Source organism: Streptomyces sp. NPDC104831 (assembly GCF_055583025.1).
This window is the reverse complement of sequence record NZ_JBVJOT010000110.1, coordinates 1-13,150: the sequence shown is the minus strand read 5'-3', so window position 1 is coordinate 13,150 and position 13,150 is coordinate 1. Positions and strand designations below refer to the sequence as shown.

The window sequence follows — 13,150 nt, the reverse complement described above, 5'->3', positions numbered from 1 at the left end:
CCGTTACGACAAACGCGGGTACGTCTTCCTCGGCACCGCCACAGCAGCAGCCCTGGTCATCTGGCTGCGAACTTGATCGCCCGGACAAGTCCTAGGGGGTGAGGCGTTTCGTACTCGGCCCGCTGTTCCCGCCGCTCGGTCCGCTGACAGCCGGAACCAGGCACCTGACGGGGGGAGCCATGCAAGGTTTCACCGAGTTACGTCTCGACCCGCTCGACCGGATACTGATCTCCCTGGATGCGCACCAGGGCGCCACCTTGCTGTCGTTGCTGGCCGATGCCTTCGGACAGCGCAGCCAGGGGGTGCCGCCGCGGTGGCGTCGTCTGGTCCGCTCGGCTGCCTCGAGACCCTCGGCGGCGGTTCTCGGGCCGCTGTTTGCCCCCGGCTCCTCGGTCATTCCCGATTGCGTCACCCCGACGGCGTGCATGCCGCGCGGTGATGTGGCCACCTTGTGCGCCCAGATCGCCGACCTGTCGCCGGACACACTCCTGACGGAACTCGGTGCGGAGTTTGGCGCCACCGTGCCCGAGCGGTGGCAGCCGGTGGTGGACCGGCCGCGGCAGTGGCTGCAGGCCTATGCCCGGCTGTCCCAGAGCGTCTGGCGGGAATTCGAACCAGTCTGGAAGCAAGCGGAGCAGCACATCCAACGTGAAGCTGAACGGGTGGGCGCCGCGGTCCTCCAAGGCTGCGCGGATCTGGTGTTCCAGGATTTGAGTCCGCGCTTTCGCCTGCAAGGCTCCAGCCTCCACCTGCCCGATCCGCAGGCCGACACCTTCCGGTTGAACGGGCGGCGACTGGTCCTGGTCCCCATCGTGTCGGGCCCTGGTGCGTCGATGTTCGCGCTGGACCGCCCGGATCTGGTGTGGATCGGCTACCCGCTGCCCGCGATCGGCCGGATCTGGCAAGCCTCCGCAGGCGCCCCCGCGCCCAAGACCGACGCCCTGTCGCTGGTGGTCGGCCCGCTGCGCGCGGCGGTCCTGCGGGCAGCCGCGCAGCCAGTGACGATGGGCGAACTGGCCCGCCTGCTGGGCTGCAGCGCGGCCAACGCCACCCATCACTGCCGGACACTCGTGGGCGCCCGGCTGATCGAGCGTCAGCAGAAGGGGCGACACGTGTGGATCCGACGCACCGAGCGCGGCGACGCCGTGGTCGACCTGCTGTGAGCCGCACCTGTGCCCGTCCGTCGCTTTGGCACGCTTCGACTGCGATTGAAGTGATGGAGATTCGGCTCGGGGCGGGTCTACTCTTGCCGAGCAGGCACAGTGGGTTCTACCGACCGCTAGCCATCGGTGGAACGTCAACGAGTCGCGATTTCGAATAGCCGTCCCTCTGTGTCCAGCGAGCGTTCTCCGACCGGGTCCAAACACTGAAGGAAAGAGGCAGCGCAAATGCGCAATCTCAGCCGCATTACCAGCACCGCTGCAACGCTCGTGGCGGCTACGGGCCTAACCCTTGCCATCGGAACTGGCACCGCGCAGGCCGACAGCTACACCATGTACCAGAATGGCTATACACGTTTGTGCCTGGACGACAGCAACGCGTACAACTGGCGCACCTTCCCGTGCAATCAGAGCTCGTGGGATGCCGGCTACCAGAAAATCTATCACCACGAATACAACGACGGCACGGAGCGTCTGATGGGCGCGGCCACCGGCCTGTGCCTGCGCGACTTTGGAGGCGGACGCATCGGCCACGCCGGGTGCGACACCTCGCAGGCGGAGAGCTGGTTCCATACCTACAGCAATGGGCTGAGGCTCAAGAACCAGGCCACGGGCTGGTGCCTGGACGACAGCCCGGAGTATCACCTGCGCACCTACCCGTGCAACGGCTCGTCCTACCAAGCGTGGTAACCGCACACGGCTGACGGTAGGCAAAACTGCCAACTCTGAGCAGGCCGAGGTCCGGGTCCGGCGCTGGCACGGCCTGCTCACCGGGGCCGGCCGGAAGGACGTCGAGTTGCTCGGGCAGTTCGCGGGCGCCGGCGGCGTCTAGGACGCGGCGGATGGTCTTACCAGCAGCTCGTGCGGCTCGCGGTCCAGCGGCAGCTTCGCAGTGAGCAGGCCCTGGGGGTCGTGGAGCACGTGGTAGGTGCTCATGACGCCGCCGCCGAGAGCCTCGACCGGTCCACAGTGGCCAGCGCCTCGTGCAGCTCGCGGACGTCAACGGCGACCGGCACCCGGCTCAGGGACGGTTCCTCGTCGGCCCTGTTCTCGTATAGCTACGGCGAACGGACATGTAGCGCTGGGTAACGCTCGGGGCTGCGTTCGTCATGAAGGTTGGCGGCGCAGCGGTTGGCAGCGACGGTTCCGTTTCAAGGTCGGCTTATCGGACTTTCGTGGCCTGATGGCTCGACAGGGTCCCTGCCGCAGTAAATGCCGGATTTACTGCGGCAGACCCCCTACCCTGATCACCGCGACCTGGCACGGATGATTCCGCCCGCCGGGGCGCGAAGCCGCCCGTCTTCCCTGTCACTGCGATCGACGACCCGGCGCTGCCGGAGGTCCTGGCCGAGCTGGCTGCCGCGCGGGCGGACGAGATGGACGCCGACACCGTCAACCGCGAACTGTCCATCGCGCGCAAGGCGATCGGCTGGTGGCAGCGCCAGGGCTGGATCGTCGACGACCCGACGATCGGTATCGAGCGGCGGCCGGCACCGCCGGACCGCACCAAGGCCCTCTCCGAGAACCAGATTGCCGCCCTATGGCGCCTGGACGTCAGGCTCAGGGAAAGAACGTTCTGGAAGCTCCTCTACGAAAGCGCCGCAAGGGCCGATGAGGTGCTGTGCCTGAACGTGGAAGACCTGTACCCGCAGGACAAGCGCGGCAGAATCACCGCCAAGGGCGGTGCGACGGAGTGGATCCACTGGCAGTCCGGCACCGCCCAGCTCCTGCCCCGACTGATCGCCCGCCGCACCCGCGGGCCGCTGTTCCTCACCGACCGCAAGGCCCCGGCGGGAACGCCGATCTCCCCGCCGACCACCGGGAAGATCACCCGCCGCACCGTGCCGGACGGCTCCGACAGCGCTGCCTCCGCGACCCGCAGCAACATCGCCTCCTTGCCGCGGACCTTCTTCAGCTCCGCCCCCAGCTCCTTCTCGACCTTCCGCTCCGCGCGGGTGTTGATCTTCAGCACGAGCTGGATGAACAGGTCCACCAGCGAATCGGTGATCTCCGTCTGCCGGACATGGCACAGCGTGGCCAGCAGCGTCAGTCGCCGAGGCGGTTTCATCCGCTCCAGGTTCGCCGGGTACTCCTTCGATGCCCGGGCCCGCCAGGCGTCTACCAGCTTCTCCGACACGTCCGCGAACAGGTCCGCAGACAGCTCCAGCCGCCGCACCCGCTCCAGCTTGTTCACCTCCGCAAGCAGGCTCTCCAGGCCCGGGGCGCCGGGGTCCGTCTTCAGCTCGGTGAAGTGCGATCGCCCACCCCCGGCCACCGCGCTGTCACCGTCCGTGCCGTGCTCGGTGTCATCGCCCGCGATCAGATCTTCCAGCCGCGATCGGGTCGTGTGGCTGACCCGGTCCAGCGTGCTGAGGCAGAACCGCTTCTCGAAGTCCTTGACTGCCTTTCCCACCAGCCGCCGCACCTGCCCGGGCGCCGGCGGCTCGATGTGGTCGTTGCGGCACCGGGCCACGACAGCAGCCGCGAGCCGGTCCCGCGGCAGCTCCACCGGACACAGCTCGGTGGCCAGCCACGAGGCCAGCCGGTCCTGGTCCTCCTCGGTGTTCGCCCGGAACCCGTACGCCGCTCGGATCTCGCCCCGGTGCCGCTGGATCGCCTTGCTCTGCCAGTCGTAGTCCGCCCATGCCTCCGCAGGCACCTTGACCTGCTGGGCCACGTACTCCACCACTGCGGCAGGCACCTCCTTGACCGACTCCGGGAACCGGGCCTTCACCTCGAAGAACTTCAGCAGCAGTGCGAACCCGAGCCGAGTCGCCCCGACTTGTTCCGCACCCGCTTCATGTCGTCTTCCAGCAGCGTCCAGACCTCGATCAGGTCCTCCGGTTCCCAGACCTGCCGCACCTCGTACTCCTCCGCCCCGCCCGAGATCACTCGTCAGCTCAACGAGGCGCCCGGCAAGGGGTAACGACGACCACAGCAGTCACACAGGGCTACATGTCCGTTGGCCGTAGCTATACGAGAACAGGGCCGTGGAGGTGGACCTTCTGCTGCCTCCAGGTCAGTCTCAGCGCCGCCCTACTGCTGGACACGGCCCGAGCCGAGGACGACGCCCGGTGGCCAGCCGCCGTGACGCGGGAGCGGGCGGCGGCCAGGCAGACCTCCACCGCCCGGTGCGCCGTGGCTGCAGCCGAGGAAGCCATCGACCCGGATTCGCTAGGCGAGCACGGACAGGCCGCCGCCATGGAGCTGGCGAGCGCCGGCGAGGACGTCGCCGCTTGCTGGCGGCACGATCCGGAGCAGGCCGTCGCCCTGGTCCAGGAGCTGTGGCCAGCGACGAGTTCACCGAGGACGAAGTCCTAGACGACGCGGTCCTGACGTTGATGCCGGGAGTCGGCGTCAGGACTGGAGCCAGGCTCCTGATCGAGGTCGGCGACGGCAGCACCTTCCCCACCGCCGGCTACCTCGCCGCCTACGCCGGTCTCGCCCCGGCCACTCGCAGCTCGGGCTCCTCGATCCGCGGCGAACAACCGTCCAGGAGAGGGAACAAACAGCTCAAAGGGGCCTTCTTCCTCTCCTCCTTCGCCGCACTCGGCGACCCGGCATCGCGGGCCTACTACGACAAGAAGATCGCCCAAGGAGAGCACCACACCCAGGCCCTGCTCTGCCTCGCCAGACGCCGGGCCGACATCCTGTTCGCGATGCTCCGCGACGGAACCTTCTACGAACCGCGGCCGTCGGCCCCAGTCACCTGACCTGCGGGTCTGCGAGGAGAACGACCCGACCAGCCTCGACATCGAAGCCGAGCACCGGATGACCGTCCTCGCCTTCCGGGTCCATCAGCACCGGCTTGCCCAGACGCCGCCCGACCTCCCGAAGGAAGCCGCAGAACACATCAAGTCGATCCTGGCCCTGCAACTCCCGCAGGTCGACGTCGAAGTCGACTTCGTCATAGGCATGGAACCGGAAGATCGCCAGCACATCGGCCGTCGGCCAGACCCGCAGCTCAGGGCACTCGGCATCCGCCGGGCGGGACAGCACGGCCTCCGCCCGAGGCACCGGAAGCTCCATGTCTCCCTCGGAGTACTGGCACTTCCAGCCCTTCTCCGCGATCAAGTCGAGGACCGACTGCCAATCCTCCACCGAGGCACCCGGGACACGCACGTCCGGCAGCGACCCCATCAGGTCCAGGTCGAAGAAGCACTTCACGTCATCCCACAACAGATCGGCCACGGCGCCATGCTCCCCCGGCATGCCGCCCCATCGCACCCCGTTTGCCCTTGACCAAAGACATAGGGGCCCCCAGGTCCCCCTCCAGGGGTGTGCGCGTGACAGGTGCGAGAGCGTGACAGTCCATCTGGCGGTGATCACGCTCTGTCCTGTGACAGTGAAGGTTGATGGGGGTCTGCCACCGAATTTGAACCAGTGGAGCTTGGGCCGGTTGGCCTCGGGAGGCTCTCGCTCCGAATCACGCCCGGGCCCGTACTGGGGCCGCTACGGTGCTGCCCATGCCTTCAGAGCTCACTCCGGATCAGGTCCTTCGCGTAGTCGCCGCTCTGGAAGCGGCGTGGAGCGGTGACGACGACGCCCTGGCCGCGGTGGTACGCGGTGGGAGCGGCGAGCGGCCACTGGCGGTCCTGATCGCCGAGTTCAGCGAGAGCCGGCTGCTGAAGGTGGTGCTGGTCGTCACCGGGATCGACGGCCTGGAGGGCGCCGAGCTGGACAGGGCGCTGGCGGAGTACGGGCAAAGTCTCACCCCGCATCTGCTCGGTGTGGCATCGGGCCTGATAGCCGGCTGGGCTGCGAGCGCGGGCGAGGACGTCCGCGCGACCGGAGACCTCGCCCGCCACGTCCTGCGGGCCCTGCTGTCCTTCACCGGACGCGACGACCCGAAGGGAGTGCGGGCCCTGCTCGCGCACCTGCGCGCCGATGCCCTGGCTCATTCCTAAGGAGCAGTACCGGCGATCCAACTTCGGTGGCAATCGGTTCACCTTCGACGTCGCCGGACACGCTCTGTGCGGGCGGTCGGGTCAGTGGATTCCCCGAACCGTAGCGTTGCGGTGGCTGGGGGAGACGGGCGTGTCCACCGAGTGCAGCCACCGCAGCGGCACGGTGAGCGTGCCGATGCGGGGAAGTTCGACGAGCTCGCCCTCGGCGTCCAGCAGCATCCCGAAGACCTAATAGCCGCCCCTGGGGCGGGAGGCCGGCGTCCTGCGCCTGGTCCTCGGTGAGTTCCACCGTGATCCGGGGGCTCGCCCCATCACCAGGCCCTGCGCGGTCCGGGCCGTGGCGTCCACGTCGATCACGGACAACTGGAAGTACGTGCCGCGCAGCCAGCTCAGCGGCAACCAGGAGTCGCCCATCGTCTCCGGCCGGTACCGCCGTCACGGGAGCGCGAGGGGCACCTCACAACGGTACGTCTCGCCCACCCGGACATCCTGGGTGCGCATGTCTCCAGGATGCTCCGCCGGGCCCGGGTTTCCGTCCGTACCGTCCCGGTCCACCCCACGCCGGCGCTACCGTGAGGACACACGCCAGCAACCGTCCAGGAGCCCCGGATGAGCCAGCAGCCGGCCCCCGCGCCCGTACCCGACCGACAGCCCCTCGATGAGAACGCCGCCGCGTCGATCCGCGCCTACGCGGCCGACCAGCGCGCGAAGGTCGACGTCCTCGCCTCGGTACTGGAGGACATCGCGGAGAACGGCTACCCGAGCCCCGAGTCCGGGGTGCTGTGGGAGGAAGCCCGCGACGCCCACCTGGAGCGCCTCGCCGACGAGCAGCAGTCCCGCCATGTCGCCTGAGCACGCACCGCGCCGCTCCCAGGTCGTCCTGGTAGAGCCCGCGCTGAGCCAGCTGGAGAAGCTGACGGCGGCCGAGACACACCGCCTGGACCGCGCGATCGTCGCGATCAGCGTCAACCCCGAACTGGGCACCCCCGTACCCGACACCCTGCTGCGCGACTACGTGGACGACGTCGACGGAGTCCGGGTGATCTACTACGTGACCGCCCTCCGGCAGATCACGATCGTGGCGTACGTCGAAGCCTGAAGTAGCAAGCAGCGCCCCGGACCGCGACGGTCCGGGGCGCTGCTGCATGTGCTGCACGGCGGGCGAAGGTGCTGCACCGCGAGGCCAGCGGCCGGGCGGCACACGGGTGCTGCTCGTTGCAGCAGGGCCGGGTGCTGCAGCCACGGATCCGTGCAGCACCCGGCCGAAGACCCAGCTGCGCGGCGGTCAGTTCCTGCCGGTGGCCCACCGCTCTATGGGGCTCGGGTCGTTTTTCAGCAGGGTGTCGCGGCGGTACTGCGCGGTGGCCCGCTTGACGTCCATGGCCTTCGCCAGCTCGCCGTACGAGCTGCCTTCTGCGGCGTGCTGACGGACGGCGGCGTTCTGGATGCCCTCCAACCGGTCCAGCAGGTCGGCGGTCGTCGCGATGGTCGTCTCGAGGTCGTCGAGGCTCGCCCTGCCGGCGCGGAGTTGCGCGAAGCCGCGTAGGACGGCACCGAACCGCTGGGTGAGCTGTCCGCCGTCGTCGCCCAACGCCTGGGCGACGGCAGCGGACAGCGGGATCGTGAGGTCGGGGACGGGGTCGGTGTGCTCGGGCTCGGTGGTCACCGGGCTCTCCTCCTGGTACGGGTCGGACAGAGGCGGGGGTGCTGCTCTCAGCGGTCGACAACGTCCCTGTCGAGGTCACGGTGGTGGAGGTCGACAGCCAGACCGCGCCCCGTGTACCGCTCGGCCAGATCGGCGAGCAGGTACGCGGCGGCCCTCTCAGCGTCGCCGGACGGGACGACCGCGAGCGCGTCAGCCACCGTCGCGGAGCGGTGACGGCCTCCCGCGCACCCGAGGGCCACGGTCAGCGGCTCGTCCTGACGCGGCCCGGCGAGGTAGGCGTCCACGGTGGCGGCGATGGCGTGCACCAGCGCCGGGACGCCGTCGGTGCCCATCACCGCCTCACACACGGGGGCGTCCCGGGCGGTGGTAGCGCAGGTGCGGGCGGCCGGCTCCGGGCTGTGCAGGTAGCCGAACGAAGTGATCGCCACGGTGGTCATCACAAGCCCTCCCAGGGACAGCGACGGGTGCGGACGGGGTTCTAGAGCAGCTCGAAAGCGCGGCGGACGTCGTCCGCAGTCCCGGCGAAGTTGTCGACGTGCAGCCGCACGTCGAAGTCGTACCGGTCCTTGGAAGCCACCATGACGCGCTCGGAGGCGGCGTCGAAGACGCCAGCGGAACGCCTCGTGGACACCAGCGGCCTTGAGCGCCTGACGATGTCGTCGTGGTCGACGCCGCGCCGGACGGCGTCAGCAAGCAGGTTGAGCGCGTGGCCGCGACCGGCGCGAGCACGGCCAAGTCGCTGACCGCCGGTACCGGCGGTCAGCGACGTCTCGACGCTGCTGATCCGGGCGAAGGCCTTCGGCGTCGGCTTGGCCCTGCAATAGTGGAGGGTGTAGCCGGCTCAGCTGGCCGCTTCCCACGCTGCTCGGCGAGCTGGTCCTGACAGGTGGCGACGGCCCGGCAGGGCTTGCTGTCCAATCGGTCCACCTTGCGCATCGCCTCAACGGTGTCCAAGGCCTGCTGGGGAGTTGAGCTGGCCAGTATCGGGTGATCTGGTCAACGCAGTTGCGGAACGCAACCAGCGACTGAAGCCCAGCGACTGAAGAGGTGTTGAGTCGCTGTCGGGTAAGCGGGGAAAGCCCAGGTCAGGAACGTCGTGCCACTCGGGCAGCGACTGAAGCGACCGAAGCTTCTGGTATATGAAGCCATTCATGTGCGTGCGTGTGCGTCATATATAGAAGACTTCAGTCGCTTCAGTCGCTGATCGGGCATCTCAGAGGCCGCTGACCTGCGGAAACGGTCGAGCCGCAGTAACAGCGACTGAAGAGTGTTCAGTCGCTGCCGCCGCGCCCAGTCGCTCCCAGCACCCCAGCAGGCCACCTGATCGACAGTGCTGGAACCCCTTCCGCATGTGCCGCGCAACCTTTGCATGAACTGTTCGCTAGGCTGTGTCCACCATTGAGTCGCTTCAGTCGCTGATAGGGGGTGCACATGCCTGCTGACCTGCACTTTTCTTGCAGCGACTCAAACCATTCCGCCCCGGCGCCTTCAGTCGCTGCACGTTCCCTGCGCGCTGCCCGCTGGTGCGCCCTCCAGGGCTGGCCCGTCCACCCCCTCGCGGCGGGCCGCAAGACACCGGCTGCGAACTGCAGCGACTGCCACACCACCCCGCACGCGCCTGCCGACTGCCCCTGTCTTCCGGCCGGCCGCTGGTGCCATGGCTTCCACGCCGCCACTCTCGACCCAGACCGCATCCAGCAGTGGTGGGGCGTCCACCCGCAGTTCGGCATCGGCGTCTCCTGCGGCCCGGCCGGGCTGGTCGTCATCGACATCGACGCCCACGACGCCGAGCCGCCTACCCGCGACCGGATCCTGCCCGGCATTCCGATCGGCGACGATGTCGACCTCACCGGCCTGGCCAACGGATTCCACACCCTGGCTGTCCTGGCCGCCCTGCGCGGGCAGCCCAGTCCCGCGGACGACGAGACCACCTTGCGGGTCCGCACCCCCTCGGGAGGACTGCACGTCTGGTACCGGGCCACCGATGCCCGCCGCTGGCTGTCCTCAGTCGGCTCCAGCCCCCGCCGTGCCCTGGCCTGGCAGGTCGACATCCGAGCCCACGGCAGCTACATCGTCGCCCCCGGAACTACCACCCACAGCGGCACCTACAACCCCCTCGGCGAAATCCGCCAGCCAGCCCCCTTGCCCGCATGGCTCGCCCAAGAACTCGAGCGGACCGGCCACCTGCCCGCCCAGACCATCCCGGCCCCGCGACCGGTTCCGCCCCGTGCCCAGCAGGCCGTCCTCGCCGCTGGCGCCGGCCGTGACCGCATCCAACAGACGCTCGCAGCCGTCCTGGAACCCGTCGAAGCCTGCGGTCGGGTCACCGAAGGTGCCGGCTTCTCCGACGCACTCAACCGCGCGGCCTACACCCTCGGCGGGCTCGTCGCCGCAGGCCGCCTTTCCCAGGCAGAGGCCGAGCAGGCACTCAAGGCTGCTGCTTCCGCCGCCCGTCCGGGCCAGGACCGGCGAGCCGAGCAGATCATCCGCAGCGGCCTCGCCGCCGGCCACAAGCACCCCCTCCACGCGAGCGGGAGGCGCCCGTGACCTCCCCCTCCGCTGACCCCGGCACCCTGTTCGAGTTCGACCCCGAAGCCGTCGCCGCGCAGATCCGGGCCCAACGCGCCACCGTGCCGCTGCCGCTACAGGCACCCCCCACCCAGGCCACCGCCGGCGAGGCCACCGCGGACGGCCTACTGCCCGACACCCTCACCGACCGCGGCAACGCCAAGCTGTTCGTCAAGCTCTATGCCAACGACTACCGGCACGTGCCCGGCATCGGCTGGTACCGGTGGGACGCCACCCGCTGGCAGATCGACGAGGACGACACCGTCCTGTGGGCGGCCGGCGACCTCGCCGAGAACATCGCCACCCACGACCCCCGCGGCGTATTCACCACCAGCGCCCTGCACAAACACCGCCGCCGAGCCCTGTCCACCACCGGCATCAACGCCATGCTCACCCAGGCCAAGTCCGCCCCCGGCATGGTCCTCAACGCCGCCCGCCTCGACGCAGACCCCTACGCCCTGTGCACCCCGGACGGCATCGTCAACCTGCACACCGGCCTGATCAGAACACCCGACCCGAACAAGGACTTCCACTCCCGCTCCACCACCGTCGGACCCAAGCCCACACCCACCCCACGCTGGGAACGCTTCCTCACCGACACCTTCGGCGACGACGCCGAAGGACGGGAAATGATCTCCTACCTGCAACTCCTCCTGGGCTACTCCGTCACCGGCGACGTCGGCGGCCAGGTCCTGCCGTTCCTGTTCGGCTCCGGCAAGAACGGCAAGTCCGTCCTGCTCGACGTGCTGATGAAACTGCTCGGCGACTACGCAGACGCCGCCCCACCCGGCTTCCTCATGGCCAAGCCCTACGAGGGACACCCCACCGACCTCGCCGAACTCCACGGACGCCGCGTCATCGTCTGCTCCGAGGTCAAACCCGGCGACAAGTTCGACGAGGCCCGCGTCAAACTGCTCACCGGCGGCGACCGCATCAAGGCCCGCCGGATGCGGCAGGACTTCTTCAGCTTCACACCCACCCACAAGCTGTGGCTGCTGGGCAACCACCGCCCCGAAGTCGGCACCGGCGGCTTCGCGTTCTGGCGCCGCATGCGCCTGATCCCCTTCGAACGCGTCGTCCCCGACCACCGCAAGATCGACAACCTCGCAGACATCCTCGTCACCGAAGAGGGGCCCGGCATCCTCGGCTGGCTCATCGACGGCGCCCGCCGCTACCTCGGCGGCGACCGCGACCTGACCGGCCCCGAACGCGTCCGCATCGCCACCAGCACCTACGCAGAAACCGAAGACCACACCGGCCGCTTCTACGAAGAGCGCTGCCGCCTCGCCCCGGAACTGCGCGCCGAGCAGACCACCCTCTACGCCGCCTACAAGGCCTGGTGCCAGAATGAGGGAGCCCCAGCCATGTCCTCCCGCGCATTCGCCGCCCGTACCCGCGAACTCGTCGGACTGGCCTCGCCCAAGGAGATGATCCTGTCCAACCAGCGCAAGCACTACCCGGGCATCGGACTGCTCACTGACGAGGAATGGGAGGCCGGCCGATGAGCTCCCTCATCACCGCAGAAGAGATCAGCCACGAGACCGAGCTCGTGTGGCTGGAGGACATCACCGCCTTGGACTACGTCCGCCAGAGCCTGGACCGGCTGCCCACCCGGAAGGGACGGCCCGCCTACCACCGCGACGGCCGCCTGGTCGGCTACGCCGTCCTCGGCCCGACAGCCAAGCCCTCCCGCGCCTCCGGCACCTTCCGCCGCCGCGTCTTCTGGCTCCTGCCCCACGACCGCGACAGCCAGCCCGACGGCCTGTACGCCAAGAGCGCACCCGCCGAAGCCGTCGACCCCCGCACCCTCCAGCCCCGGACCAAAGGATCAAAAACCGAGCGCTCCGAGGGTAGCCCGCTATCTCCTGCGATACACCATCCGGTGCTTCCTGACCGCACCCCAGCCAGGTGACGGTCGTTTCCCTAATCCCTCTCTGGGCCCATCCTGGGCAATCCTCCCCAAGACGGCGACTTGCTCGGGGGTGCCGGCGGCGACCAACCTCCACCAGACCCGCGCGTCGGCAGACCTGCTCGACATGGCCGGGGCGGTGTCTCATCCGGGGGCGCGCTCAGGTCGGCCAGCAGGCCGCAGTCCATGAACCGGTCCACCACGAACGCCGTCACCTACCCCGTCTCACCGATCACGTTCGGAGTGCCGACGGGGCGGCGATCCGCCCCCCCCCCGCGCCACCGAGATCGGAGGGGGGACATTGCGGCCTGGCCTGATCACTGCCTGCCTCGGGGAAGTGGACAGCAGTAGAAGAGACCGAAGGCGTCTGGGACCACCGGCAGATCGCCCCCTGCGGGACTGCAAGGCCCACTCCTTCGCCACCGTCTTCCGCCTGCTGATTGCCACCGCGCTCGACCTGCGCGACCATCCCGAGGTCTAACCCGCCGGCCTGCGTCCTGCCCCCGCGGGCCTGCGGCCTCGACGTGGGCGGCGCAGACTTCAGCGCCAGCTTCGAAACGGCGAGCGGCGGCCGCCTCCGTTTACCAGGCCATGCGCCCGGTCTGCTCGTCCGACGGCGCGTCCCGCACCCCGGTCGTCGGCGCTGTACGCCGAGGCTTCCCGTGCCGAAGGGCGGGCGAGTGGCCGGGGATGCCCCGCAGGATGACGCAGCAGGCGTGGAAGGCCGTGACGAAGCTGACCGGGCACAGGGGCGGCCCGTATCCCGGGCGGGTCCGTGACACGCCGGGTCCGCGCGGATCCGCCCGGCCCGCGGCCGGTCTCCTGCCGCCACCCGGAACGAGCGGGGGGGGGGGGGGGGGGGGGAGGGGGGGGGGGGGGGTGGGGGGGGGGGGGGGGGGTGGGGTGGGGGGGGGGGGGGGGGGGGGGGGGGGGGGAAAAG

16 protein-coding genes and 1 pseudogene are annotated in these 13,150 nt (G+C 69.4%); 10 read left to right on the top strand and 7 right to left on the bottom strand.

The annotated features are described in order from the left end of the window. Positions 1-179: 179 nt before the first annotated feature. Positions 180-1,163, top strand: a complete 984-nt coding sequence (locus ACZ63H_RS37615) for an ArsR/SmtB family transcription factor (protein ID WP_469872964.1) — start codon at positions 180-182, stop codon at positions 1,161-1,163. Positions 1,164-1,388: 225 nt separating this feature from the next. Beyond that, positions 1,389-1,850 carry an RICIN domain-containing protein gene (locus ACZ63H_RS37610; protein ID WP_469872963.1) on the top strand — a complete coding sequence of 154 codons (462 nt, stop codon included), beginning with the start codon at positions 1,389-1,391 and terminating at the stop codon, positions 1,848-1,850. Between the two features lie 898 nt (positions 1,851-2,748). Here the strand turns inward: ACZ63H_RS37610 and ACZ63H_RS37605 are convergent. Together ACZ63H_RS37605 and ACZ63H_RS37600 are read right to left on the bottom strand one after the other, a co-directional pair. Beyond that, complete coding sequence (locus ACZ63H_RS37605; RefSeq protein ID WP_469872962.1) at positions 2,749-3,894, bottom strand: DUF4158 domain-containing protein; 1,146 nt, start codon at positions 3,892-3,894, stop codon at positions 2,749-2,751. Positions 3,895-3,905: 11 nt separating this feature from the next. After that, positions 3,906-4,052 carry a hypothetical protein gene (locus tag ACZ63H_RS37600; protein WP_469872961.1) on the bottom strand — a complete coding sequence of 49 codons (147 nt, stop codon included), beginning with the start codon at positions 4,050-4,052 and terminating at the stop codon, positions 3,906-3,908. Positions 4,053-4,298: 246 nt separating this feature from the next. Between ACZ63H_RS37600 and ACZ63H_RS37595 the strand changes: the two genes are divergently transcribed. Further along, positions 4,299-4,481, top strand: coding sequence for a hypothetical protein (locus tag ACZ63H_RS37595; RefSeq protein ID WP_469872960.1), 183 nt, complete (start codon positions 4,299-4,301; stop codon positions 4,479-4,481). Positions 4,482-4,489: 8 nt separating this feature from the next. Beyond that, positions 4,490-4,873: pseudogene (locus ACZ63H_RS37590) on the top strand (transposase); the annotation flags it as partial. Here ACZ63H_RS37590 and ACZ63H_RS37585 read toward each other — a convergent pair. Continuing rightward, positions 4,866-5,351: a hypothetical protein gene (locus ACZ63H_RS37585; RefSeq protein ID WP_469872959.1), complete on the bottom strand. Its 486-nt coding sequence runs from the start codon at positions 5,349-5,351 to the stop codon at positions 4,866-4,868. The pseudogene ACZ63H_RS37590 and the gene ACZ63H_RS37585 overlap by 8 nt on opposite strands. Before the next feature lie 275 nt (positions 5,352-5,626). Between ACZ63H_RS37585 and ACZ63H_RS37580 the strand changes: the two genes are divergently transcribed. Then, positions 5,627-6,067, top strand: coding sequence for a hypothetical protein (locus ACZ63H_RS37580; RefSeq protein ID WP_469872958.1), 441 nt, complete (start codon positions 5,627-5,629; stop codon positions 6,065-6,067). A gap of 81 nt (positions 6,068-6,148) precedes the next feature. On the opposite strand, the gene ACZ63H_RS37575 is transcribed toward ACZ63H_RS37580, so the two are convergent. Then, the gene (locus ACZ63H_RS37575; protein WP_469872957.1) at positions 6,149-6,286 is read right to left on the bottom strand and encodes a hypothetical protein; all 138 of its coding nucleotides are present in this window, start codon (positions 6,284-6,286) and stop codon (positions 6,149-6,151) included. Between the two features lie 390 nt (positions 6,287-6,676). Here ACZ63H_RS37575 and ACZ63H_RS37570 point away from each other — a divergent pair, with 390 nt between their 5' ends. Both ACZ63H_RS37570 and ACZ63H_RS37565 read left to right on the top strand, forming a co-directional pair. Continuing rightward, positions 6,677-6,919, top strand: coding sequence for a hypothetical protein (locus ACZ63H_RS37570; protein ID WP_469872956.1), 243 nt, complete (start codon positions 6,677-6,679; stop codon positions 6,917-6,919). Continuing rightward, entirely contained in the window at positions 6,909-7,166 is a 258-nt protein-coding gene (locus ACZ63H_RS37565; RefSeq protein ID WP_364733922.1) for a hypothetical protein, read from the top strand. Before ACZ63H_RS37570 ends, ACZ63H_RS37565 begins: the two co-directional genes overlap by 11 nt. 186 nt (positions 7,167-7,352) lie before the next feature. Here ACZ63H_RS37565 and ACZ63H_RS37560 read toward each other — a convergent pair whose 3' ends face one another. The 3 genes from ACZ63H_RS37560 to ACZ63H_RS37550 are packed head-to-tail and all read right to left on the bottom strand — an operon-like array spanning position 7,353 to position 8,364. Further along, positions 7,353-7,733, bottom strand: a complete 381-nt coding sequence (locus tag ACZ63H_RS37560; protein ID WP_469872955.1) for a hypothetical protein — start codon at positions 7,731-7,733, stop codon at positions 7,353-7,355. A 47-nt stretch (positions 7,734-7,780) separates the two neighbouring features. After that, the gene (locus ACZ63H_RS37555; RefSeq protein ID WP_469872954.1) at positions 7,781-8,170 is read right to left on the bottom strand and encodes a RapZ C-terminal domain-containing protein; all 390 of its coding nucleotides are present in this window, start codon (positions 8,168-8,170) and stop codon (positions 7,781-7,783) included. Positions 8,171-8,211: 41 nt separating this feature from the next. Further along, complete coding sequence (locus tag ACZ63H_RS37550) at positions 8,212-8,364, bottom strand: hypothetical protein (RefSeq protein ID WP_469872953.1); 153 nt, start codon at positions 8,362-8,364, stop codon at positions 8,212-8,214. 800 nt (positions 8,365-9,164) lie between these two features. Here ACZ63H_RS37550 and ACZ63H_RS37545 point away from each other — a divergent pair. From ACZ63H_RS37545 to ACZ63H_RS37535, 3 genes are read left to right on the top strand one after another with little or no spacing between them, the layout of a single operon-like run. Further along, a complete protein-coding gene (locus ACZ63H_RS37545) occupies positions 9,165-10,280 on the top strand; it encodes a bifunctional DNA primase/polymerase (protein ID WP_469872952.1) in 1,116 nt (371 codons plus the stop codon). Next, on the top strand, positions 10,277-11,806 hold the full coding sequence (locus tag ACZ63H_RS37540; protein ID WP_469872951.1) for a DNA primase family protein: 1,530 nt from the start codon (positions 10,277-10,279) through the stop codon (positions 11,804-11,806). The genes ACZ63H_RS37545 and ACZ63H_RS37540 overlap by 4 nt, the downstream gene beginning before the upstream one ends. Next, the gene (locus ACZ63H_RS37535) at positions 11,803-12,213 is read left to right on the top strand and encodes a DUF6009 family protein (protein WP_469872950.1); all 411 of its coding nucleotides are present in this window, start codon (positions 11,803-11,805) and stop codon (positions 12,211-12,213) included. Before ACZ63H_RS37540 ends, ACZ63H_RS37535 begins: the two co-directional genes overlap by 4 nt. Positions 12,214-13,150 lie beyond the last annotated feature (937 nt).